Below are 22,265 nucleotides of genomic sequence, written 5' to 3'. Positions count from 1 at the left end.
TGTTTTTCCTCCTTCCTCGTAACCCCTTTCCGGCAAAAGTCTGTCTGCAGCCCATGTACCTGACTCCTTCGTCTGTCTTTACAGATTTTGAGCCTTTGGCTGCATCAGTTTCTGCTTCATTTCACTCTGATTAATTCAGGAGACAGGACCGTTCAGCCTCACACTTGATGAGGTGATATACCTCGGAAAATCCTCTTCCCGTCTCACGGCAGATGGCGCGGACACTCTCATATTCCGGGTAAAAGCGCTCGCCGCCTCCATATTCGCACACCTTTACCTTCGCCTCACCGAACGGAAGGGAAACCGTCATCTCCCTGCGTCTCAGCACTGTCCTCTCCACCGGATAGCGGCGAATCCCTATGGTGGTGGTATGGGCAAAGATCAGAGCCTCCATCTCCGACAGAAGATTTTCTCTGCACAGCACATGAAGGGTGCAGGCCGGACGGCATTTTTTCATATAGGCGGGAGTGAACCACGCGTCAGAAGCCCCCTCCTCCATCAGGCACTCCATCAGAAAGCCCAGAGCTTCTCCGCTGCAGTCGTCCACATTTGTTTCCAGTACCCAGAGTCTCTCCTCTCCGGTCTCGCCGGCAGCGGTTACTCTGACATCCCTTCCCTCACTCTCTTCCTCCCCGGCCGGAATGAGAATCATTGCCCTCAGAATATTGGCATTTTTGAAATCCTTCGTCCCGGCGCCGACTCCGATTTTTTCGATGGTGTAATGCTCCGGAAGCTCTCTCTCCGTCCTCAGGGCGCCTGCGATGGCCGCTCCCGTAGGCGTTACCATCTCGCCCTCGTTGTCAGTCAGCCGAAGCTCCAGCCCGCAGGCAGCGGCAATCCCCGCTGTAGCCGGTACTGGTACCGGCATGACTCCATGCTGGCATCTGACATAGCCCCGTCCTTCTGACAGCGCCGATACAGCCACCCTCCGGATCCCCAGATCATGGATACAGAAGGCGGTGCTGACAATATCCACAATAGAGTCTACTGCCCCCACCTCGTGGAAGTGAACCTGATCAATGGGAAGGCCGTGAGCCTTCGACTCTGCCTCAGCCACCAGGCGGAACATCTCTCTCGCCATGCGGCGCACATCCTCGTCCTCCAGCCTGTCAAGGATACGGTTGATATCGTGAATATTGCGGTGAACATGGGAGTGGTCATGTGCATGGCTGTGATCATGATCATGGCCGTGGTCATGGTCGGGATCGTGGCCGTGGTTGTGATCATGGCTGTGGTCATGATCGTGGTCATGGCCGTGATCGTGGCTATGATCATGATCGTGGCTGTGGTCGTGGTCGTGACCTTCCCCGTCACTGTCCAGATGAACGTCGAAATCGTAGGCATCGATACCACATTTCTGCGTCCTTCCGAAATGCAGATGATAGCCCTCTACTCCCAGCTTTTCAAGGGTCTGCTCCAGCTTCTCCCTGGAGGCCCCCAAATCTAACAGCGCGCCGACGGTCATATCTCCGCTGATTCCTGAATAACACTCCAGATATAAAATCTTCTCTCTCTCCATCTTACTGCCCCTGCCTTTCTGTATTTCTGATCCATATTTTTTCAGTCCCGCATTGCTGCTGACTGACCGTTTTCTCCATTTAGCATTTATTTTATCTGACTGTCTCCTTTTCCTGCGGCCAGACGGTTGATCTGGGCTGCCAGGTATCCGGCCCCGTAACCGTTGTCTATGTTTACCACGGAAATCCCATTGGCGCAGGAATTCAGCATGGTGAGAAGGGCTGAAAGGCCGTGGAAGCTGGCTCCGTAGCCCACAGAGGTAGGAACTGCCACCACCGGGTTTTCTACCAGACCTGCGATCACAGTGCCCAGAGCTCCCTCCATCCCTGCAACTGCCACAATACAGTTGGCCTTCTCAATTCTCTCCCTCTGTGCCAGAAGACGGTGGATTCCGGCCACCCCTACATCGTAGATCCGCTCCACATGACAGCCGAAAAATTCAGCTGTTCTGGCCGCCTCCTCCGCCACGGGAATATCGGCCGTTCCTCCTGTGCAGACAGCGACACAGCCCTCCTGACGCGCCGGACAGTCCGGCCTCCTGGCTGTTAAAATCCGGGATATGGGATCATAGACAATGTCGGGAATCGCCTCCTTTACCAGAAGGTACTGGGCCTGCGTCGCCCTGGTTCCCAGGACCTCTGCATTTTCCCTGTACAGTACCTGAAAGATATTGGCCAGATATTCATCCGGCTTGCCCTGGCAGAACACAGTTTCCGGGAAACCGGAGCGCAGCTTTCTGTGAAGATCCAGCTTTGCATATCCCAAATCCTCGTAGGGCAGATTTTTAAGCATTTCCTCCGCCGACTCCACAGACATCCTGCCGCTCTGAACCTGTCTGAGCATTTCTTTTACATCCATATTGATCCCTCCATTCTGTTGTCTGTCAAAGGCACGGCCCGCCCTCGTTCCAGGCGCATAATCCTCGTGCATACCTCCCTCAGAAGTCCCTCTGAATGGCTGACCGCAATCAGTCCAATCCCTCTCCGGCGCGTTTCCTCCAATAAAAACAGCCATATCTCTTTCTGGGTGGCCAGATCTAACATGGTGCTTATCTCATCGGCCAGGATGAACCTGGTTCCCTCCCCCAGGGCCCTGGCGATACAGAACCGCTGCAGCTCTCCGCCTGACAGCTCCCTGGGATAGCGGGACAGCCATTCCCTGCGGATTCCCAGGCGCTCAGTCATCTCCCCTAACTGGACTCCTCCTTCTTTTAAGACATGCCCCATCCTCCGCACGGGGTCTACCGACTGCTCCGGATGCTGGAAAATCATCTGCACGGGACATTTTCCCTGCAGAGAGAGAAGGGGCTTTTCGTCCAGATAAACGGCTCCTGACTGGGGCCTCTCATAGCCCGCCAGAATTCTGCAGAGTGTTGTCTTTCCAAAACCGCTCCCTGCCATCAGTCCCACCCGCTCGGTACTTCCTGCCCGAAAGGAAATATTCTGAAAGATCTGCCTTCCTCCGTCTCCATAAGAGAAAGAAAGTTCTTTGGCTGTCAGCTCCATGTTTCTCCCCTCTTTCCTTCTGTTTTTATTTCAAAGACGTTCTCCTGCAAGGATGCTCCACGGAGTTCCGACTCCCGGTACAGAGGAGAGGAGTCTTTTTGTATACGCATTCTGGGGCACTCCTTTCAGTTTTCTCGTCCCGCTTTCCGGCTCTGCCTCCATCTGCAGCTCCTCTATCACGCTCCCCTCGCTGAAAATCAGAACGCGGTCAGCCGTTTCCATGGCAAGCTCGAGATCGTGGGTGATTAAAAGCACCCCCGTACCCTGATCTGCCATCTCACGGAAATGTCCCATTACCCGCCTGGCAGTCTGAAGATCCAGGCCCGGCGTCGGCTCATCTGCAATGACAAGCTCAGGCTCTTCCATCATGGCTGCCGCAATCAGCACACGCCTTGCCATTCCTCCGGAGAGTTCAAATGGATACAGCTCCTCTGTCTCCGTGGGAAGTCCATACCGCTCAAGCAGCCATCGGCACCGGTCCGCAGACGGTCTGTCCTTTCTTCCTCCCCGAATCTGAGCCCCCACCTTCATTAGCGGATCAAGGCCGCTCACGCCCTGAGGGATCAGAACGATTTTCTTTCCTCTCAGATTCTTAAGTTTCTTCTCTGTCAGCAGTTCCCCCTGATATTCCATACTCCCGCTGCACACAGCATTGTAGGGAAGAATCCCCAGCACTGCGTGGGCTAAGAGGCTCTTTCCCGAGCCGCTTGCGCCTGCAAGGGCTGTAACCTCCCCCCTTCGCACCTGCAGGCTGAGATCCGTTATGGGGTGCAGCAGCTTTCTTCTGAGCCCTCTGTCATACTGAGTAAAGGTGACAGAGAGTCCTTTGACCAGGAGGAGGGGAACGTCATCCCTCCCCCTGCACGGATAATCCGCCGTTTCAGCCCTTCTGCTCTCATCCATTCTCATTCCCGCCTCTTTCCTTTCCTGTATAAGCCTTTCACAGCCGTGTTTTTAGCTTCCTCTCCTAAAAAGGAGGCCTGGGACTTGGCCTGTGCCTTTTTTCTACTCATGGGCCCCTCCCGGCGAGAGCAGGCGGCTGACTGAGTGGCCGAGAGCCTCAAAGAGCAGCACCGTCGCCGTCAGAAGCAGGCCGGGAAATACCGCCAGCCACCACTTTCCCGTTATCAGGTATTTCATGCTTTCCGAGAGAATGATTCCCACTGCCGGCTCCTCCGGCGGAAGGCCGAACCCCAGAAAGGTGATGCTGGCCTCGTGAAGAATGGCGTGGGGGAACATGAGAATCAGGCCCGTCAGAAACTGCGGGAGCAGGTGGGGCAGCATGTGGGTGCAGGCGATTTTGAACCGGCTCATTCCCAGCTTTGAGGAGATTTTTACATACTGGCTCTCCTTCAGCTGAAGTACCTCCCCGCGGATCAGCCTGGCAAGGGAGGGCCAGTGAGTGAGGGAGATACCCACTGCCACTCCCGCAAACCCTTTCTGGCAGGCGCAGGATATGAGAATTAAAAGCAGCATATGAGGAATCCCCATCACCAGATCGATGAGTCCCGACACCACCAGATCTGCTGTCCTTCCCATGGCAGCCAAAAGTCCCAGCGCCAGAGCAATTCCTGCACTGACTGTGGCAGTTAAGAGCCCCAGCCGTATGCTCATGGAGAGTCCGGCCAGCGTGCGCAGGAACATATCTCTTCCCAGCCAGTCTGTCCCGAACAGATATTCTGCATTTGGAGCCAGATTTTTTCTGGAAAAGTCCGACACTGACGCCCCTTCGGAGCACAGAAGCCCTGCCGCGGCTATCCCCGCCAGAAGAACTGCCGAGCAGATAAGAAGAGCTATGGTAAGGGCCCTTCTGTCTGCTAAAAAACGGCATTTTTTGCGCTCCGGCCATGGGAGAGCCTGTCCATGGGTGTTTTTCTGTGACGGCAGGAACGTCTGTCCCTGGCTGTCTTTTCCTCCCTCCACAGCAGTCTGCGCTCCTGAGGGACGGCCCTCAGCAGAACCTGCCTCAGCCCTGCAGAACATGCTCTCATCCTGCCTGTGGTTATGTCTCATCTGCAGAGCCCGCGTCTCCTGCCCAGAGCTTATTTCCCGCCCGCCGTCCCCTCTCCCAGGGGTGCCTGCCTCCTCTGAGCCGACAGATAACGCCGCCTTTGCCATACCCTCTTCCGCTTTTTTCTTTGCTCTCCTTCTCTCCCTCTTTCTCTGCCGTGCCTCTCCCCTCATCCTGGGATCTACCACATGGTACAGAAGATCGGCAGCCAGATTGCCTCCAAAGACAAGCAGGGAGCTTATAAGGGTAATTCCCAGAAGAAGGGGGACATCACTGCCCAGCCCGGCAGCGATGGCTGCCTGCCCCAGTCCCGGGTAGGAAAATACCTGCTCCACCAGGACAGAGCCTCCGAAAATTTCACTGATTGATGCGAACTGAAGGGTGACAGCAGGCAGAAGGATATTGCGAAGCCCATGGCACCTTACGATATGAAACAGGCTCTCTCCCCTGGCCTTGGCATAGAGCACATACGGACTGTCCATAACCTCCTCCATCTTCGCCTTCGTGTGAAGAGCGATGGATGAAATTCCCGTAAGCCCCAGAGTCAGGGCAGGCAGAAAAGCATGGGAGAGCCGGTCGGCAAATGTCACCTGTGCGGACTCCATTCCGATAGGGACTCCCAGGCCGATGGGAAAAATCCGAAGCTGGACGGCAAACACCAGCAGAAGCAAAAGCCCGATCCAGAAGGCAGGCGTGCTGGCCGTCAGCATACAGTAGCCTGTGATCAGGCGGTCCGGCCATCTCCCGCGGAAGGTTCCCGCCAGGATGCCGAGAAGAAGGCCAAGTACACCTGCAAATACCCAGGCGGACGCCATCAGCCAGAGAGAGCTGAGAAACCGCTCTCCCACAATCTCAATCACAGGGCGGCGGTACAGAAGGGAGATTCCCATATCCCCTTTCAGAAGTCCTGAAAACCAGGAGGCAAAGCGCTTTGTCATCGGCACTCCCACCCCCCAGTATTCTCTGAGCTCCTCTACCTGCTCCGGGCTCATGGAGCCGAGAGCCGCCTGCCCCACATTGCTCTGAAGCGGGTCGATGGGGGACAGGGACAGCAGGAAAAAGGAAGCTGCGCTGACCAGAGCCAAAAGCACGGCTGCCCTTATCAGATTTTTTCCTGCCCATCCTGCCAGTCTGCCCATGGTTTCTGTCTCCTTTCCTGCATCTGATTTCGTTTAAAAATTCTTCCTGTTTCTCACTGCTGTCCATCAAAGCTCCACTGGTCCACATTGTTGACAATTGACCAGCCATGGCCGTGGGGATGAATCTTCTGCTCGGCTACTGTCAGTCCGTCCCGCACCCAGTACAGATGATCTACGTTCACCAGCCACACCCACGGGACATCGCCCTGCTCTGTCACTCCTGTCTGTCCATCCCACTGAGCCTTTTTCCAGAGCTCATAGGACTCCTCCAGATCAGAACATGCCAGGGCCTCGTCCATATACCGGTCAACGGTTTCATTGGAATACGGGGAATACTGGGCAGTGCCTGTATCCGGGCTTGTGTGGTAAATATTGTAGAGCTCCATAGGCGTATGCGCTCCCCATCCCCAAAGCAGGGGCTGTGAATAGGCCTCTGTGTATGCAGTATCCCAGCCTACCCCTCTGGCAGAGGCGTCGATCCCCAGGGCCTTCAGCTGGTTTGCCGTGTCTGCGGCGAGAGCCTGTCTCACAGAATCGTCGGCCGGATAGATAAATTCCAGCTCTGCGCGGACCCCGTCCCTGGTGCGGATGCCGTCCGCCCCCGGGGTCCATCCTGCCTCGTCCAGCAGCGCCTTTGCCTGCTCGGGATCGTATGCCGTCTCTGCCTCTTCGTTATACCAGGGGAGCTTGTCGCAGACGCTGTAGGCAGGACTTCCATAGCCGTTCAGAACGTGATCGATCATCGCCTGCCTGTCAAGCCCCATGCTGATGGCCCGGCGGACTCTCACGTCGGCTGTGAAATCATTGCCCCTCTCGATACCATTCTCGTCTGTGTAACGGGGAACCGCCGGAAGATTAAAGCCTCTGTTGTCCACACTCTCGCAGGCCAGCAGATGGTAGCCGGGCACCTCCTGATCCGTGTAGGATGCAGCTGTGTAGACTACATCTGCCTGACCTGCCAGCGCGGCCGCAAAGGCGGCATCCTCCTCCATAAAGAGGACTGTGACCTTTTTCATCTTGGACTCCTCCCCGTAATAATCGGGATTTAACTCGAAAATTATCTGCTGTCCCCTGTCCCACTGCTTCATAATATACCGCCCGGATCCGATGGGATTCACTCCGTAGTCCGGCCCGTATGCGTGCTCCGGCACAATTCCCGTCACGGCCATTGTGTAGGGCCAGATAGAATACGGGCGGCTCATGTGAAAGACAACTGTGTCCTCATCCTGGGCCTCAGCCCGCTCCAGCATGGTAAAGTCATTGACAGAGCTGGTGTTCTTTAAGGTATTGTAGGTGAAGGCCACATCCTCTGCCGTCAATGGCTCTCCGTCTGTAAAAAACGCATCACTTCTTATATCAACCGTCCAGGTGAGCCCGTCCTCGGAAGCCTCCATGCCGGTGGCCAGATCATACCCGATGGTCAGATCCGGGTTCGTTACAGTGAGAGTGCTCTGAATCAGAGGCTCGTGAACGTGCTCTCCGGCTCCCCAGCCGTAAGCCGGATCAAAGCCTTCTTCCGGCTCCGACTCCGCTGTCATAACAACCACGACGGAATCCTTCTCATCGGTTTCAGAAGCCTGGTTCTCTGCCTGCTGTCCGCATCCGGACAGTGCTGCCGCCAGCGATAATGCTCCTATAGCTGCTGCAATCTTTGTTTTCCTGTGTTCCATAGGCTTTTGCTGCCTCCTTTTACGCTGCCTGTATTCTGTAAATGAAAGAACAAAGAATCCTGCCTTGCAGGATTCTCCGCCTGCGGCGGGGCTGCAAAAGCAGCCGTATTCCTCTCCAACCCAGTGCGATCCCCGCGGAGCGTTTTTATATAGCAGGGAACAAAGTTTCCTGCTATATAAAAAAACCAGGAAGCTATTTTCCCTGATTTTCAGAGTAAAAATACCTTCCTGGTACTGCTTTGTCCTTTTGATATGAAATGACCGCCGTCTGCCGTAAGGCGATCTGTTGTCCCATACGGGATTTATCCAGCTGAGCTGGCCTGATTTTTCGTTCTGCCGGTCTGTTAAGCGGTTTGTCCGCTGTCCTTCTGCTTGTGCAGAAAATGATTGCAGGATAGAGCCAGACTGGCAGGATGCCATGTTGATTTCTTTTTTTCCTAAAATAGTATATAGGAAAGCCGGCGTTTCGTCAACAAATGAATTTGTATTTTCTGAGAGAACGCCTTCTGGAGAAAACGGTACAGCACAGCTGACAGCAGGATGGTCAGATATCCCCTCTTCTCTTGCATCCGCTCTTTTCCTGCTATATAATAAGACCAGCCTGACCATCTTTGACGGCTGGTCTTCGGAAAGACGTCTGGGATGTTATTTTCCGGATAAAATCCGTCATTTCGGCAGAGCTCTGCCAAATTACAGGAGGTATTCATGTCAGAAACTCATTTCAGTTCAGTGAAAAGAAAGATTCTTCGTGATGTGAGGCAGAACCCTCTCACGTTTCCCCCTTCCTTTCCGTTTACAGTATCTGTCCTCACCCTCAGCGATCTGCCCTCTGTGTATTCTCTCTGCCTTGGCAATCCGCTGTATTATAAGCACCTGAACTGCCCCCTCACGCCAGACCTGGTGCAGTCTGATTTCACCGCCCTTCCTCCGGGTAAAAACTGTGAGGACAAATATTTTCTGGGTTTTTGCAAAAATGGCTCTTTAGCCGCTGTCATGGATCTGGTCTTCGGCTATCCAGATGAAAAAACTGTTTACATCGGTTTTTTTATGGTAGACCGACAGCTTCAGGGAAAAGGTACCGGCAGCCTGATCATCAGCCATACAGCAGATATTCTGCAGCGTCAGAGCTATCGCTTCATGAAGCTTGCCTGGGTGGAGGGAAACCGGCAAAGTGAGCACTTCTGGCGCAAAAACGGATTTGAACCAAACGGCAGAAGCAGCCACCTTGAGGCCTGCACGGTGGCGGAGGCCGTGCGTCCGCTCCAGACGGAATAAAGCCGTCCTATTTTTGTTTTATTTATCTGTTTTTTTATTTTTTATGCAACTTTTTTATTTTTTCTATCAACTTGAAATTTTGTTTCATTTCTGTTAAAATTTGTCTTCATTTCTTGCCTTTTCCATAGCAGACCGTGTATAATGTATATACGTATGGCCTGTCCTTTCTGACCAGCATGCCGAAACGGCATCTGTGCAGCAAGAGCAGGCCAAAAAAAGAAAGGGAAAGGATGTATACAATGAATTTTGATCCAGCTACCTCAACCCTTACTCTGGATCTTCTGGCCACAACCGGTTTTGGCTGTGTTATGGTTTATCTGGGTAAGGGCATTGTACGCCGTGTAAAGGTATTCCAGGACTGGAGCCTTCCGGCTCCGGTTATCGGCGGCCTGATTGTGGCCGTCATCCTCAGCATTTTAAAGAGCAACGGCATTTTCTCCGTGCAGTGGACCTCCACGCTCGGAAATCACCTGATGAATATCTTCTTTACCTGTGTCGGCTTCGGCTTCAGCCGGAAGCTGTTAGACCGCGGCAAAAAATTCTGTGCCGGAATTGCGCTGTCTGTCCTGCTTCTGGTACTTCTTCAGGGTATTCTCGGTATCATAGTCGCCTCCTCTCTGGGCATGCACCCGCTGATGGGCATCCAGATCGGAACAGGGGCTCTGGCAGGCGGTGTGGGAACCACCTCTGCCTTCGGACCGGTCTATGAGAGCATGGGAGCCGTCGGCGCAACCGAGATCGGTGTGTCTGCTGCCACTCTGGGCATGATCGCCGGAAGCCTCACCGGAGGACCTCTGGCTGTGCTTCTGATTAAAAAGCACAAGCTCACCTCCAACCCGGCAGAGACAGAGTTTGAGGACGACGGTGAGAAAACGCTTCCTCTCGATGCAAAGAATCTTCTGTCCTCTGTCTGCATGATGACTATCATCGCAGCCTGCGGCATCCCGATCTATCTCCTTCTGAGCCAGATCCCTCTGATTGAGATGCCATACTTTATCGGCTGTCTGTTTGCAGGGGCCATAGCCAGAAATATCCTGGAAGGGATTCACGTGGAAATCCGCCCTCAGGAGGTGGAAGCCATCGAGCATATTTCCCTGGACATTTTCCTGGCTATCACGATTATGACCATGGATCTGACAAAGATTGCCGGCTCCGCTGTTCCAATGCTGATCACACTCTTTGCCGTGACAGTGGCCACTCTTTTATTTACCTATTTCATCGGCTTTCGCATGTATAAGAGCGACTACAATGCAGCCTGCATGTGCGCCGGTCTGATTGGAATGGGCATGGGCTCCGGCTCCAACGCAGTTGCCAACGAGCGCGCTGTTATGGAAAAGTACGGCTACTCCCACATTGCCTGGGTTCTCTACCCGGCCTTCTCCGTACTCTGCGTGGACATTTTCAACCCTCTGTTTATGTCCTTCGCACCTGGAATCATGGGATTTGCCGGATAAAACAGCCGTCGCTGTAAAGAAGCAGCCCGCCGTACAGACTCCTGCAGGATTGTCTGTGCGGCGGGCTGCTTTTTGCCCTTTTTTATTTCATCTCTTTTGTGATCTCTTTTATGATTTTTTTAATCTCTGCATCTTCGCTTTCGTCTTATCAGCGGCTTTTCCCGTCTTTACATCACATCAGAGAAATGCGGCCTCAGCTTTCTGAAAATCCGAAGCCCCAGGAACATCAGCACAAGCGTCACTGCCCAGAAATAAAGCGTAAGCGTGGGCCTCTCAAAAAACCAGTTTCCCTGCAGCATACTGTCCCTGAACCCTGTGGAAATATAGTAAAACGGGTTCAGCTTAAAAATCGGCAGAAGCCACGGGTGGGCATCGGTAAACATGGATTCATGGTACATAATCGGCGTCAGCCACATGCCAAACTGCAGGCAGATTCCCACAATCTGAGCCATATCTTTAAAAAATACCTGGATAGAGCTCGTAATATAGGTAACTGCCAGGGCCAGCATGGACACTGCAAAGGAGTAGTACAGTACCTGAATCCAGGTCGCGATGGGGAAATAGCCTCCCACCAGGTAAAAGCCCACCATAATTGCCAGAAAGCAGGCGTGTACCATAAAGCAGGAAATCAGCTTGATAATCGGAAGCATTTCCACCTGAAACACTACCTTTTTCACCAGGTAGTGGTACTCCTGAAGGCAGTTTGTGCCGGAATTCAGGGCTTCGCTGAAGTAGAACCAGGGCACAATTCCCGGAACCATCCAGATGACATAGGAAGCCCCAGGCACAGGAGGCGGGCTCTTAAAGCCGTACTCGCCGAACAGGAAGGCGTAAATCAGAATGGTTACAAGGGGCTGGACAAACATCCAGACAACTCCAAAATAGGAGCCCACAAACCGCTTCTTGAAATCTGCCTTGGCCAGATCCCAGATCAGCTTTCTCTTCTCAATGATCCCTTTAAACAGGGAAGTATAGTAATTCATTCATTTCCTCCGGTCTTTGCTTTTTGTGGGGAATGGGATTTTTGTTCCGGCTTTAGAAGCGGAAGGTATCCTTAAAACCGCCCCACTTCTGATCCTTCTCGGAAATAATCAGCTTCATTCCCTCCTCGATAGGCCACTCTACGCCGATTTCAGGGTCATTCCAGGCCAGACCGCCCTCGTCTCCGGGGTGGTAGAAATCCGTACATTTATAGGCGAACTCTGCCTCGTCAGACAGAACCAGGAAACCGTGGGCGAAGCCCTCCGGAATGTAAAACTGCTTCTTATTCTCTGCAGAGAGAACCACTCCGAACCATTTTCCATAGGTTTCAGAGTCTGCCCTCAGATCCACAGCCACGTCGAACACGGTTCCGCGGATAGCGCGCACCAGCTTGCCCTGGGGATACTGCTTCTGGTAGTGAAGTCCCCGAAGCACGCCCTTCACAGACATGGACTGATTGTCCTGGACAAATACCATGTCAAGGCCGGCCTCTTTGAAGTCGTTCTGATTGTAGGTTTCCACAAAGTATCCTCTCTCATCCTTAAACACGGTCGGCTCAATCACGTAAAGCCCTTTGATATCACATGGCGTTACTTTAATTTTTCCCATTTTCTGCACTCCTTTTCTATTGAAATTCTCTCTAACACTCTTTTTATGCCGTCCGGCAGGCAGACCTGTCTCCTGCCGACTTACCTACTATACCACCAGAACCGGCACCTGACAAGAAAAAGTGGCTGTGCGCCATGGGTTTTCCAAAAACTGCAGGCTGATAACCGGTTACTCTTTATCTAAATACTTATCACTCCATTTGGCCAGCTCAAAGAAAACAGGAAGCAGCGCCCTCCCCTTTTCTGTAATGGAATACTCAACGCGGGGAGGTATCTCGTTGAACTGCTCTCTGTAAATGATTTCCAGTCTTTCCAAATCCCGCAGAGTGGATGTCAGCATTGTGTTCGTGATACGGAGTACCGCCTTTTTCAGTTCCCCAAACCGGCAGACCGGGGGCTTACAGAGAGCATAAATAATATGTGTCTGCCATACTATGTATGTTCAAACTGCGTCCTTATATGCGATTATTGTATTTTAGTATATTGATCATACTAATTCAAGTCAAGGGAAAATGCAGATGAAGGTTGCTGTCATTTACTATTCGAGACACCGCGAAAACACAAAGAAGCTGCTTGAAGCCATTTCCGGAGAATACGAGGTCACGCTGCTTGATGCGGTCCGTTTTTTCGGCAGTCTTGTAAGCCAGTAAAAACTGTCCGTTTCCGTCATGAAAAGCCGTCAGGGACAGCGTGCACGCTTCGCATCCCCGGCGGCTCTCTTTATGGGCTCCTCAGCCCTCTTCGTCCGTCTTTTCAGGACATTCCGTTTTTGGGGCCTGTCTGTCCCGCTGTTCCTTGTCCTCGATGGCTATTTTCTGAACCAGCTCTTTGAGCCTTGTCTCCATCTGAGACTGTTTGATGGACATGTGAAACAGCTTGACGATCAAAAGAAAGATCACAAACAGGAAGATAAAATTCGATGTGGAGTACGTCCCCGCAAGCTCCGACAGGACAGTCGGCACCACAGGGAATACGCTGAACAGGATCAGCATAAAGGAAAAACCGATCCAGAAGAGGGAATCCTCTATCTGCAGCTTTGACTGGCGTATTTTCCTCAAAATCAGAACCGTTGTGAGAATGGACACCACAATGAGAACGGCCCTAAGAAGCATGGTCATACCTCTTCCCCCTTCCTTTCACGTTTTCTGAAGCTCTGAATCAGCAGAATAGACGACAGAATTTTCGCCATATAAAATATGGATTTTACGGGTGTCAGATAGCTGACTCCTGAAAGCCGCTCATCCATGATAACCGGGATCTCCGCCACCTTCGCTCCCCCCTTGATCAGATAGGATACCGTATCCGGCTCAGGTCCGTAATTCAGGCCGCCTGCAAATTCTTTTATCATTCTGTGGTTGAACATACGCAGGCCGGAGGTAGGATCCTTGATTGTCACCCCTGTGGTCAGGCGAATCGCCCACTCAATCAGGCGGCTTCCTATCATCCGCATGGACAGAGGCTTTTTGGCTCCCACAAACCGGGAGCCGATGACAATGTCATACCCCTCCTCCATCTTTTCTATCATGGCCTCCAGATATTCCGGCCGGTGCTGGCCGTCCCCGTCCAGCTGCACCGCGTATCGGTACCCCTTTTTCGCCGCATATTTTAGCCCCGCCTGAAATCCCCCGGCAAGTCCCAGGTTTACCGGCAGATCCAGAAATTCATAGCCCCGCTCCCTGCATATCTCCCCCGTCCTGTCTTTGGAGCCGTCGTTGATTACAAGGTAATCGTACTGGGGAAAATCACGTATCAGGCGGTCCACCACACGCTCAATATTTTTTTCTTCATTGTAGGCTGGTATTACGATCAGTAAATCTGACATCATGTCCTCCATTGCTGCTCTTCCTGTATTTTGACTGCCGGCAGCGGCATCTTTTTCTTGTCCTCTTCATTCCGACATTTTAAACCGTCTTCAGTTCCAGTAATTTTTATTCATGGTCAGCCAGAGCACCAGGCTTCTGGGCAGCCTTTTATACTGTTTCCCAAGCAGGTATCCGGCATACTTGAAGCCGCTGTGAACAGCCAGCTTCGGTAGGAGCATCCACTTTCCCTGTCTGACGAGAAAGGCCGCGGTGCGCCTGACCAGCCGGATTCCCTCTCCCTCTGACCGGATCCCGGAAAAGACCTCCGGATGGTCGGCCTGGGAGACTGCCAGATCGAAATTCCGGTGGAACTGCTCCACTGCCGTGTAGTTGTGAGAGTGAAACACTCTTGCGTCCGCCGCATAGGCAATCCGATAGCCGTTTTCGACAGCCTTTGCCGCATAGATCATGTCCTCATTGAAGATCGTCTTTTTAATAAAGCCTCCGAGACTCCTGTATATGGCTGTATCGTAGGCCGCGCAGACGTTGGAGCAGAAGAAGGTTTTGATGCCAAGCTCCTTTAGATCCGCTGCCGACTTGATCCGGCTCTCTGCCGGATAGTTGAAGGCTCTCGTATATTTTTCCATCAGGGAGCAGTCCTCAAAGGGCAGCTGCCTGGCGTAGGCTGCCGCAATGTCCGGCCCGCTCTCGAGAGCTTTTATGAGATTTCCCACCAGCTTCCTGTCTGCCGGAACTGCGTCGTGGGTCATCAGAATACACACATCCGCGTCAGACAGGCGGATGCCCCGGTCCCTCGTCCCGCCGTGATCAAACTCCTCCCTGGACAGGTGATGCACCTCCATCTCTGTTTCCTGAGTCCCTTTTTTCTCAAAGATCTCCTCATATTCCGGCTTCCAGAACTGTTCCTCTGTATTCATGATGATGAGCCGGCGGATGGGATAATCCTGCTCCCGTATCCGTTTCAGAAGCTCCTTAAAACTCTTACCCGGCCGGTAAACAGGAATGATTAAATCCACTGACTTTTTCCGGCCCTCTGCCGGTTCGCAGACCGGCTGCCCGCTGCCTGCCCTATCTGCTGCCCCTGCTCTTCCTTCTGCTTCTGTTCTTTCTCCCGCTTCTGCTCTTTCTTCTGCTTTTTTCAGTTCCATATCTGTCTCTGCTTTCCTCCAGGCAATATTTTCCATATCTTCGTTCTAATCCTGTTTTCCGTAAGCGTCATACGCCTTTCTGTAGAAATGCATCAGAAGCCTCACTGCCGGCTCCGGCCACATCTTCCTGAACATGGCCGTCTCGTCCTCTTTTCTCCGGTTGTCCTCGATGCACTGCTTCGTGGTTGCCCCCGGATGCACCCTGTAGTAGATGAGCGGCCGTTCTGAGCAGACAAACCTGCCTTTTCGCCCCGCCAGCTCATAGAGATTGTCCCAGTCCAGGGCAAACTCAAAGGAGGATTCAAAGAGGCGGTTTCCAAGCTCCTCCTTATTGTAGGCGCAGGACGGACAGCAGATGGAATTTCCAAACAAAAGGGCAGCCCGCTTCACGCCGGTCCTGTCTGCCAGGAAACGCAGGCGCAGAGGGAGCCTGAGAAACTTTTTCACCAGCCACACCCGATTCACCGTCTGAGGCCTTGCCCGAAGGCTTCCATCCGGCTTAGGCTCCATCATAACAGCGGCGTAGTCGCTGCAGAATACTGTCATATCCGGGTATTTTCTGTACATAGCCAGAAGGGTTTCCGTGTAATTTTTCCTGTACCTGTCGTCCTGGTGGGCGATTGTCACGAACTTTCCGCCTGCCTTCTCATAGGCGAACAGCCAGTCCTCCCGAATGCCGCTTTTCCCCTCCCGCACATACAGGGGAATGCCGTATTTTTCAGCCAGACGGCTGATATAGGGGCTGGGCGTTGAGGTACAGCAGATGACCTCTGAGCTGCAGCTCTGGCGTTTTACTGAGGCCATGCACTCCTCCAGATAGGGCGAATCCTTATAGGCGCAGATGGCAAAGGTATGAAACCCCAGCTGTTCCTTTTTTTCTTCCATGGCTTCCTTCCTCTCCTTCCATCACTCTTCCCCCATGCTACAGACAGTGGGGGATCAGAACATCCGCTGCGTACACGGCATACAGAATCACTCCCGCCAGGCCCAGAAACGCCGGATAGTACACCTCATTTTTCAGGTGAACCGTCACGGCGGACGGGCTTGGCACCAGCCACAGCAGGAATAAAAACGGCAGATAATATCTTCCCTGCACGCCCTCTATATAGGTATTCCCCGGCGGCGTAAACGCAATATACATGGAAGTCCAGACAAGCACCGCGCAGGCGCCTGCCAGCACAAATATCCACAGTCTCTGCCATCCGGTCAGACGTTTTCCACAGGACGACCTGGTGTCCGTGAGGATAACTGCCGTACTCCCCGCATACAAAAGCCAGGGGAAGGAAATCGTCCCCAGATGCCCCAGCACGCCGAAGGCCCCCTCTCCCAGCACATAGGAGGGGAAATTCAGGAAAATATTTTCAAACAGAATCCTTGCGTAGGCGAAGGGCTGTCCCAGGACATAGGCCATCTGGCCTGCCTCGCTGGTGGCTCCGCCTCTCAGATCGCCGGTTTCGCTGGGCGAAATTAAAACAGGAAGCACAAAGGAGGCCATCAGGATGACAAACAGCGCCACAAAGCCGGCCCGCATCCACCGCATCTGTTTTCTGCTGCCGTATCTGGACGCCGGGATCAGAAGACCTGTCAGGATCAGCGGCGCGTAAACTGCCTTGATCCTGCAGCCCCAGAAGAAGGCAGCCAGAATAAGCACGTATTCCTTCACCGAGAGCCTTCCCTCCGGCTCCAGCACAGCCTTCAGGATGCAGGCGCAGGAGAGATAAAGGAAGGCTGTCACCGCAGGATCGTAGGAGTACACACCGGCCAGCATAAGCGGCGCCGGCATTAAGCCGATAAAAGCCATAATCCCCTTTCCCACGGGAGTTTTCCGGATGGCCAGGGCCATAACCAGGCAGTAGACAAAGAGATTGCCCAGGCGCCCCAGCTTAAATAAGAGGGAAAAGGGCAGATTCAGGATCTGGCAGGCCTTTAAGACAGCCGCCTGTCCCAGATAGCCGGTGAAGGTGGTCTTATTCAGATCCGCGCTCCAGAGCATGCTCCCGTTTCTGTAATCTCCTGTTTCATTCAGATAATGGTTTAACTCCCTCTGTTCCTCAAGCCCTCCCGGCTGGTTCAGAGGCCAGGTGTCAATCCCCGCTGAAAATTCCTGGAAAATCGTGGGCGACAGATGGACCGGACTCCTGTAGTTGGCAATCCAGAAGCTCTGCTCAAAGTGGATCTCCTCGTCGAACCCCACCTTGTCAGCGGGAAGAGACAGGGAGAACAGGGTTCCCCCCACAAGGGCCACAATAAGAAAGCCCATCTCTATATGGCGCCCAATCTGTCTTCTGGCCATGATAAGAAACAGAGCCGTTCCGCAGGCAGCCCAGAAGAAACACAGCCTGTAGGGATTTACAGCAGGCTTCGTCACTGCAGAAAATCCTGTGACAGCCAGGGGCATGGAGGAAAAGTCGATGTAGGAGAGTCCCGGCTCGAAGAGCCCCTCCCGGCTCACGGTCAAATCCACCGACTCTGTCTCCCTCCTGATATTCAGCCAGGTGGTCTTATTTGTCTTCGGGTTCCTGTCCTGGATTTTAATGGAATCCCTCTCTCTCACTTCCCCGTACTCATTTTCCACATGGGCCTCAGCCGTCAGATTCAGGAGGCCTTCATACTCATAGCTGCAGGCCAGCTTTCCGATAAATTCCCCCACCGGTATGTGGAGCCTCCCGACTTCTTCAGTCAGGACAAGAGCCTGGCTGCCGTTTTCAGCCGTTCTCAGCTCAAATCCCTCATACTCTGTCTGCGAGAGGGGAATCTCAAAATTCCCCTCCCCTTTGTTCTGAATGAGAGGAAGGTTGCAGAAAAGCTCAAACAGAATGCCGAGAGCAAACACGACAGCCACACAGGCAGCCGCCTTTATGAGCAGCCTTCTGTCTGCCTTCCAGCTCCCTGTCCCGGCTTTCTTTTTTTCCGGCCGTTTTTTTTCTGCCTGATTTTTTCCCAGCCGCTTTTTCTCCGGCTGCTGCTTATCCGGCTTTTGCCCTTCTGGCTTCTGGCTTCCTTTCTCCTGCTTATCTGGCTTCTGTCCTTCCGGCTTCGGCCTTTCTGGCTCCTGCTTATCCGGCTCCTGCCCCTCTAGCGGTTTCCTCCAAAACTGCATGGCTCTAACCTCTCAATTCCTCTGTGTTCCAGTATCCTCTCATAGTCCTCGATATAGTCCACCTCGGCCCAGAACTTTCCCTGGATGTCCTTTACATAGATCTCCCGCTCGTTTGCCATGCCGTAGAGGACATTTTCCCACCAGACCGAGTGTTCCTGGACTGCGATCATCTCATCCATCCTCTTAAGGAAAATGGGGATGAAGCGGCTGTCGAAGCGGCCGATCCCGATGTATTCTCCGGTTATGTCCCCGCCTGTCAGCTCTTTTCCGTATTTTTTCAGGACACCGTTTTCGTAGTAAAATTTATAGTCCGCCGTTTCCTTCCGGCTCTCATCCGCAAACATGACAGGGCTCAGCTTTTCCGATAGGATCTGGTCAAGGAGGCCATCCTCCATATAGACATCCCCGTTCATAATCATCAGATCCTCCCCGTCAGACGCGGCCTCCTCGAGAAAGGCCCTGGCAAACCAGGCAGAGGCAATGCTGTTTGTCACATCGTAGAAGGGATTGACAAAAAACTCCGCGCCGCTGCCTTCAAGCACCTCTCGTATCACCTGGGACTGATAGCCCAGCACGATGCCGATCCGGTCAATGCCGCGGCTTTTTAAAAGCTCTACCGTATACTGTATCAGGCACAGCCCGTTTCCAATGTCCACCGTACACTTCGGTTTCCCTGACAGGTAGCGGGAGATCCTGGTCCCCCGCCCTGCCGCAAGTATCAGAACTCTCACAGAAGCCCCCTGTTCTGCATATCTTTCAATGCCGCAATCAGTCTGTCGTTGTCCTCAAAGGTCAGATTTCCCATATGCCCCACACGGAAGATCCGGTCAGCCAGCTCACCGCCGTTGGGGCACACAAAGATCTCGTACTCATCCTTCAGAATCTCGAATATCCTGTGGGCCGAGACGGCAGTTCCGTCTGCAGCCCTTCCTGTGGGATGCAGAGGCGTTTCCCCGCTGGAGAGGGATTCTGAGACAATCTCAAAGGGCAGCTCTTTTATCTTCTCCCTGAAATCCTCTGCCTGAGCCCGTATCCGTTCCTGCTCTTTCGAGAGCCCCGCCCTGTCAATCTTTCGAAGCCTCAGATTCAGCTGCAGAAGGATGCTGACTGCCGGCGTGTAGGGTGTCTGTCCCCTCTCCCCGTCCTTCAGGTACTCTTTTAAGTCAAAATAGATGGATTTCACCTGATTGTTTCTGATGCGCTCTGCAGCCTTTCCATTCAGCACCAGGACAGAGAGCCCCGGAGGGAGAGCGAGCGCCTTCTGAGAGCCGGTGAGAACCAGATCGACTCCCCATTTTTCCATCTCAAAGTCGTCGGCCAGGAAGGAGCTGATGGCATCCACCACAAGAAACAGCCTGTTTCTTCTGCAGAACTCCCCGATCAGTTCCATGTCATAGTGAACGCCCGTGGAGGTTTCATGGACATTGACCAGAAAACCGGTAAAGCCCCTGTCCTCAAAGGGCAGGAGGTGCTCACGTTTCAGGGCCTTCCCCGCCTCAAGGCAGATCACCTCGTGAGGGATTCCCAGAACCTGGCAGATTTTTACAAACCTCGCCCCAAAGCTGCCTCCGTTTACGATGAGAACCCGGTCCTCCCCCGTAAACACATTTAAGACCGCAGCCTCCATGGCAGCCGTTCCGGAGCCTGTCAGAAAGACAGCCCTGGAATCCTCCCCTGCCTTCATAAACTTTTTCATCAGGGCCTCGTTTTCCTTCATAATACCGGAAAATTCCGGCGTCCTGAAATAGGGGATTTCCTCTGCGCCCAGAGCTCTTATGTCCTCCTCCATCTGAACCGGGCCCACTGCAAAATTAATCATTCTGGCCCCTCCTTTCCTTTTTCTTTTCTCCCAGGTAAAATACTGCCGAGGTGACGGCAAAGCAGCCCGCCAGTGTCACCATGAGAATCAGATAGGACATTGCCCCTCCCAGGATTCCCGCTGCGCGCACAAACGGGGTGGAAATGCTGACAGCCATTACCCCCACAACCGCATAGCCGATGAAAATAAAGGGCTGCTTCTGCATGATGATCAGGGAATAATAAAACAGGTTTACATAAGCATTTCCGGCGCCTCCCAGAATAATCAGGATCAGTGCCGTGCGGCAGTCCTTTAAGGCATAGCTGATTTTCGGGTACAGCATGCTGAGTACAGGGATTCCCAGAAACCATGCACAGCCGATGGCAAACACTGTAAGTCCCGCGATAATGGCCGCAAGCTGCCTGATCACTCCCATAAAGCTCCTGAAATCCCGCCCCTCCCAGGAGCCGGAGAGCTTTGTCAGATAGGGCCTGATGACAAAGCCTGCCACCAGATTGATAAAGCTGGTGGGCATGAAAATCGCTCCGAACACAGACATGTCACGGCTGGCCATATTGGCGTCCACTGCGTACTTGGAGGCGGAAAATACATAGAAATCGATGATAACCGACAAAAACAGAAGGATATTGTCCCTGAAAAGCCACCAGGTCTTATGTTTTCTCACCTTCCAGTCCACGCCGGAAATATGGCCGATGACCGAAAAGTCAAACAGCAGCACGCCGGCCGTCTGGGCGGCCACCGCCACGACGCAGGAGAATACCAGATCCTTCGTCGTCACCAGGCTTCCCATGAAGCAGAAAACAGAGAGAAGGGTGCGGAAGGTATTTGATTTTCCTGTCAGGTACAGCCGCCCGTCCCTCTGAAACTCTGCCTCGTAGGCGTCTGCAAATCCGTCGATCACCTTGTAGCAGACCATCAGAAATACGGTCATTGCCTTCTCACGGGTGTAGGTTCCCCCGTGGGCGGCCACATAGAGAAGTCCGAAGAGCAGCGCAGCGCCGCAGGTAATGAAGCGAAGGCGCAGATATTCTCCGAAGGTATACTTCTGTCTCGTGTCAGTGATATGGAACGGACGGATTCCAAAGTAGGCCACCATAAACATATGCTGTCCGAAGGTGGTAAAGGCGAAGGTGAAATCTCCTCCCTGATCCTCCCCCACCACCTGAATGACCGCGATGGTGAGCACCATGGACGCAAAGGCGTACAGGAAGCTCCCCAGCATGTTCCAGATCATATTTCTCTGTTCAATATTCTCATCAGAGCCGATGAGAAGGGTTCTCAGCAGTTTCATCTGTTCTCCTCAGAAAATTCAATCCGGTAGGGGTAATGGGTCTTTCTCTTTTCCACCGGCGGAAGCTCCATATAATCTCCGTACATGTTCCGGAGCATCTCGTCGATATTGGCGGGGAAGTTTAACATCCTGCCCTCAAATTCCAGCTTCTTTAAAGGGTAGCACTTCGTTCTGTCCACCACATTCCAGTAGGGACTGGTATCCGGCAGAAAGGCCATCCTTCTGGTATCCTGCTTCCTGTAGCGGCGGCAGGCCTTCTCACAGCGCCAGCGGATGCCGTCCGGCGAGATCCGAAGGAGCTTCATCCCCTGGTACGCCAGCCTGCACACAGCCCAGATAAGCTCCGCCTTCACGCCCTTCTGGGTGAGGGTCGGCCGTGGAATGCTTCTCAGGATCAGGAGCTTGCTGTAAAACCAGGCCTCCCAGGACTGAATCTGGTAGAGGAGAGGATTGTCCGACACATTGTCAAGCACATAGAGATCCAGAAAGATCCCGAAGGGGCAGTCCACATCCTTCATCACCTTTTCCACAAAGACTGTCCCCCTCTTTACCAGGCGGGTTGTCATGAGAGGATAGTTTGGGTAATTTTTCCCGTTTAAAACCAGGTACTTGTCCCCCATGGTCCTCTCCACAATTTTTATCAGCCGCTCAAAATCCTTCCTCGGCATGGCAATGTCAATGTCATCGTCCCAGGGAATGAAGCCCCTGTGGCGGATGGCGCCGATCCCTGTGCCGGCAATGCCGAAATATTCCAGGTGGTATCTGTCGCAGATTGCCGTAAAATCGTCCAGGATGGAGAGAATCTCCCCCTGAAGCCGCTTTAAGGTTTCCGGCTCGTAAAATTCCGGGTGTCCCATTTCGTATTCCTCCTGATTTTTTGTTCCTGTCATTCAGGCGGCCGCTTTCTGCGGCGCTTTTCTCTT

Annotated in this window: 21 protein-coding genes; 3 read left to right on the top strand and 18 right to left on the bottom strand. The window is 53.2% G+C overall.

Annotated elements, in window-relative coordinates:
* Positions 1 to 130: 130 nt before the first annotated feature.
* The 6 genes from larC to DW757_RS11130 all read right to left on the bottom strand — a co-directional run bounded on the left by larC (position 131) and on the right by DW757_RS11130 (position 7,843).
* The gene (larC, locus tag DW757_RS11155) at positions 131 to 1,519 is read right to left on the bottom strand and encodes a nickel pincer cofactor biosynthesis protein LarC (protein WP_118751737.1); all 1,389 of its coding nucleotides are present in this window, start codon (positions 1,517 to 1,519) and stop codon (positions 131 to 133) included.
* Positions 1,520 to 1,605: 86 nt separating this feature from the next.
* The gene (gene larB, locus DW757_RS11150) at positions 1,606 to 2,376 is read right to left on the bottom strand and encodes a nickel pincer cofactor biosynthesis protein LarB (protein WP_118751736.1); all 771 of its coding nucleotides are present in this window, start codon (positions 2,374 to 2,376) and stop codon (positions 1,606 to 1,608) included.
* The gene (locus DW757_RS11145; RefSeq protein WP_118751735.1) at positions 2,367 to 3,023 is read right to left on the bottom strand and encodes an ATP-binding cassette domain-containing protein; all 657 of its coding nucleotides are present in this window, start codon (positions 3,021 to 3,023) and stop codon (positions 2,367 to 2,369) included. Before DW757_RS11145 ends, larB begins: the two co-directional genes overlap by 10 nt.
* A gap of 30 nt (positions 3,024 to 3,053) precedes the next feature.
* The gene (locus DW757_RS11140) at positions 3,054 to 3,932 is read right to left on the bottom strand and encodes an ATP-binding cassette domain-containing protein (RefSeq protein WP_118751734.1); all 879 of its coding nucleotides are present in this window, start codon (positions 3,930 to 3,932) and stop codon (positions 3,054 to 3,056) included.
* 96 nt (positions 3,933 to 4,028) lie between these two features.
* A complete protein-coding gene (locus DW757_RS18035) occupies positions 4,029 to 6,173 on the bottom strand; it encodes an ABC transporter permease subunit (protein WP_008398942.1) in 2,145 nt (714 codons plus the stop codon).
* A 53-nt stretch (positions 6,174 to 6,226) separates the two neighbouring features.
* Positions 6,227 to 7,843, bottom strand: coding sequence for an ABC transporter substrate-binding protein (locus tag DW757_RS11130; protein WP_118751749.1), 1,617 nt, complete (start codon positions 7,841 to 7,843; stop codon positions 6,227 to 6,229).
* A gap of 705 nt (positions 7,844 to 8,548) precedes the next feature.
* Between DW757_RS11130 and DW757_RS11120 the strand changes: the two genes are divergently transcribed.
* Positions 8,549 to 9,118 carry a GNAT family N-acetyltransferase gene (locus tag DW757_RS11120; protein ID WP_008399289.1) on the top strand — a complete coding sequence of 190 codons (570 nt, stop codon included), beginning with the start codon at positions 8,549 to 8,551 and terminating at the stop codon, positions 9,116 to 9,118.
* A 239-nt stretch (positions 9,119 to 9,357) separates the two neighbouring features.
* Positions 9,358 to 10,572: a sodium/glutamate symporter gene (locus DW757_RS11115; RefSeq protein ID WP_021965555.1), complete on the top strand. Its 1,215-nt coding sequence runs from the start codon at positions 9,358 to 9,360 to the stop codon at positions 10,570 to 10,572.
* 167 nt (positions 10,573 to 10,739) lie between these two features.
* On the opposite strand, the gene DW757_RS11110 is transcribed toward DW757_RS11115, so the two are convergent.
* The 3 genes from DW757_RS11110 to DW757_RS11100 all read right to left on the bottom strand — a co-directional run bounded on the left by DW757_RS11110 (position 10,740) and on the right by DW757_RS11100 (position 12,579).
* Positions 10,740 to 11,555, bottom strand: a complete 816-nt coding sequence (locus DW757_RS11110) for an ABC transporter permease (protein ID WP_008399286.1) — start codon at positions 11,553 to 11,555, stop codon at positions 10,740 to 10,742.
* 52 nt (positions 11,556 to 11,607) lie between these two features.
* Positions 11,608 to 12,162, bottom strand: a complete 555-nt coding sequence (gene rfbC / locus DW757_RS11105) for a dTDP-4-dehydrorhamnose 3,5-epimerase (protein WP_008399284.1) — start codon at positions 12,160 to 12,162, stop codon at positions 11,608 to 11,610.
* A 168-nt stretch (positions 12,163 to 12,330) separates the two neighbouring features.
* Positions 12,331 to 12,579: a helix-turn-helix domain-containing protein gene (locus DW757_RS11100; protein ID WP_279221223.1), complete on the bottom strand. Its 249-nt coding sequence runs from the start codon at positions 12,577 to 12,579 to the stop codon at positions 12,331 to 12,333.
* A 100-nt stretch (positions 12,580 to 12,679) separates the two neighbouring features.
* Here DW757_RS11100 and DW757_RS17935 point away from each other — a divergent pair, with 100 nt between their 5' ends.
* Positions 12,680 to 12,811 (top strand): hypothetical protein, encoded by a 132-nt coding sequence (locus DW757_RS17935; RefSeq protein ID WP_279221221.1) that lies wholly within the window; start codon positions 12,680 to 12,682, stop codon positions 12,809 to 12,811.
* Between the two features lie 81 nt (positions 12,812 to 12,892).
* Here DW757_RS17935 and DW757_RS11095 read toward each other — a convergent pair whose 3' ends face one another.
* From DW757_RS11095 to DW757_RS11050, 9 genes are all read right to left on the bottom strand, one after another.
* Complete coding sequence (locus tag DW757_RS11095) at positions 12,893 to 13,279, bottom strand: DUF2304 domain-containing protein (protein WP_118751732.1); 387 nt, start codon at positions 13,277 to 13,279, stop codon at positions 12,893 to 12,895.
* Positions 13,276 to 13,995: a glycosyltransferase family 2 protein gene (locus DW757_RS11090; protein WP_015573428.1), complete on the bottom strand. Its 720-nt coding sequence runs from the start codon at positions 13,993 to 13,995 to the stop codon at positions 13,276 to 13,278. Before DW757_RS11090 ends, DW757_RS11095 begins: the two co-directional genes overlap by 4 nt.
* A 78-nt stretch (positions 13,996 to 14,073) precedes the next feature.
* Positions 14,074 to 15,168: a glycosyltransferase family 2 protein gene (locus DW757_RS11085; protein WP_021965557.1), complete on the bottom strand. Its 1,095-nt coding sequence runs from the start codon at positions 15,166 to 15,168 to the stop codon at positions 14,074 to 14,076.
* 9 nt (positions 15,169 to 15,177) lie between these two features.
* Positions 15,178 to 16,017, bottom strand: coding sequence for a glycosyltransferase family A protein (locus DW757_RS11080; RefSeq protein WP_118751731.1), 840 nt, complete (start codon positions 16,015 to 16,017; stop codon positions 15,178 to 15,180).
* A gap of 37 nt (positions 16,018 to 16,054) precedes the next feature.
* Entirely contained in the window at positions 16,055 to 18,232 is a 2,178-nt protein-coding gene (locus DW757_RS11075) for a DUF2142 domain-containing protein (protein ID WP_243033617.1), read from the bottom strand.
* Positions 18,208 to 18,963: a phosphocholine cytidylyltransferase family protein gene (locus DW757_RS11065; RefSeq protein WP_008399274.1), complete on the bottom strand. Its 756-nt coding sequence runs from the start codon at positions 18,961 to 18,963 to the stop codon at positions 18,208 to 18,210. Before DW757_RS11065 ends, DW757_RS11075 begins: the two co-directional genes overlap by 25 nt.
* Positions 18,960 to 20,051: an aminotransferase class V-fold PLP-dependent enzyme gene (locus tag DW757_RS11060; protein WP_008399272.1), complete on the bottom strand. Its 1,092-nt coding sequence runs from the start codon at positions 20,049 to 20,051 to the stop codon at positions 18,960 to 18,962. The genes DW757_RS11065 and DW757_RS11060 overlap by 4 nt, the downstream gene beginning before the upstream one ends.
* Positions 20,044 to 21,342, bottom strand: a complete 1,299-nt coding sequence (locus tag DW757_RS11055) for a lipopolysaccharide biosynthesis protein (protein ID WP_118751730.1) — start codon at positions 21,340 to 21,342, stop codon at positions 20,044 to 20,046. The genes DW757_RS11060 and DW757_RS11055 overlap by 8 nt, the downstream gene beginning before the upstream one ends.
* Positions 21,339 to 22,232: a LicD family protein gene (locus DW757_RS11050; protein WP_118751729.1), complete on the bottom strand. Its 894-nt coding sequence runs from the start codon at positions 22,230 to 22,232 to the stop codon at positions 21,339 to 21,341. The genes DW757_RS11055 and DW757_RS11050 overlap by 4 nt, the downstream gene beginning before the upstream one ends.
* Between the last annotated feature and the right edge of the window lie 33 nt (positions 22,233 to 22,265).

Source organism: Clostridium sp. AM29-11AC (assembly GCF_003480545.1).
GTDB classification, from domain to species: Bacteria; Bacillota; Clostridia; order Lachnospirales; family Lachnospiraceae; genus Otoolea; species Otoolea saccharolyticum_A.
The sequence above is the reverse complement of the archived record's forward strand: the minus strand, read 5'-3'. Positions and strand labels throughout refer to the sequence as shown.

Bases quoted from the DNA above. Each gene is read 5' to 3' on its own strand.
- larC (WP_118751737.1), bottom strand. From the start codon at position 1,519: ATGGAGAGAGAGAAGATTTTATATCTGGAGTGTTATTCAGGAATCAGC.
- larB (WP_118751736.1), bottom strand. From the start codon at position 2,376: ATGGATGTAAAAGAAATGCTCAGACAGGTTCAGAGCGGCAGGATGTCT.
- DW757_RS11145 (WP_118751735.1), bottom strand. From the start codon at position 3,023: ATGGAGCTGACAGCCAAAGAACTTTCTTTCTCTTATGGAGACGGAGGA.
- DW757_RS11140 (WP_118751734.1), bottom strand. From the start codon at position 3,932: ATGAGAATGGATGAGAGCAGAAGGGCTGAAACGGCGGATTATCCGTGC.
- DW757_RS18035 (WP_008398942.1), bottom strand. From the start codon at position 6,173: ATGGGCAGACTGGCAGGATGGGCAGGAAAAAATCTGATAAGGGCAGCC.
- DW757_RS11130 (WP_118751749.1), bottom strand. From the start codon at position 7,843: ATGGAACACAGGAAAACAAAGATTGCAGCAGCTATAGGAGCATTATCG.
- DW757_RS11120 (WP_008399289.1), top strand. From the start codon at position 8,549: ATGTCAGAAACTCATTTCAGTTCAGTGAAAAGAAAGATTCTTCGTGAT.
- DW757_RS11115 (WP_021965555.1), top strand. From the start codon at position 9,358: ATGAATTTTGATCCAGCTACCTCAACCCTTACTCTGGATCTTCTGGCC.
- DW757_RS11110 (WP_008399286.1), bottom strand. From the start codon at position 11,555: ATGAATTACTATACTTCCCTGTTTAAAGGGATCATTGAGAAGAGAAAG.
- rfbC (WP_008399284.1), bottom strand. From the start codon at position 12,162: ATGGGAAAAATTAAAGTAACGCCATGTGATATCAAAGGGCTTTACGTG.
- DW757_RS17935 (WP_279221221.1), top strand. From the start codon at position 12,680: ATGAAGGTTGCTGTCATTTACTATTCGAGACACCGCGAAAACACAAAG.
- DW757_RS11095 (WP_118751732.1), bottom strand. From the start codon at position 13,279: ATGACCATGCTTCTTAGGGCCGTTCTCATTGTGGTGTCCATTCTCACA.
- DW757_RS11090 (WP_015573428.1), bottom strand. From the start codon at position 13,995: ATGGAGGACATGATGTCAGATTTACTGATCGTAATACCAGCCTACAAT.
- DW757_RS11085 (WP_021965557.1), bottom strand. From the start codon at position 15,168: ATGGAAAATATTGCCTGGAGGAAAGCAGAGACAGATATGGAACTGAAA.
- DW757_RS11080 (WP_118751731.1), bottom strand. From the start codon at position 16,017: ATGGAAGAAAAAAAGGAACAGCTGGGGTTTCATACCTTTGCCATCTGC.
- DW757_RS11075 (WP_243033617.1), bottom strand. From the start codon at position 18,232: ATGCAGTTTTGGAGGAAACCGCTAGAGGGGCAGGAGCCGGATAAGCAG.
- DW757_RS11060 (WP_008399272.1), bottom strand. From the start codon at position 20,051: ATGATTAATTTTGCAGTGGGCCCGGTTCAGATGGAGGAGGACATAAGA.
- DW757_RS11055 (WP_118751730.1), bottom strand. From the start codon at position 21,342: ATGAAACTGCTGAGAACCCTTCTCATCGGCTCTGATGAGAATATTGAA.
- DW757_RS11050 (WP_118751729.1), bottom strand. From the start codon at position 22,232: ATGACAGGAACAAAAAATCAGGAGGAATACGAAATGGGACACCCGGAA.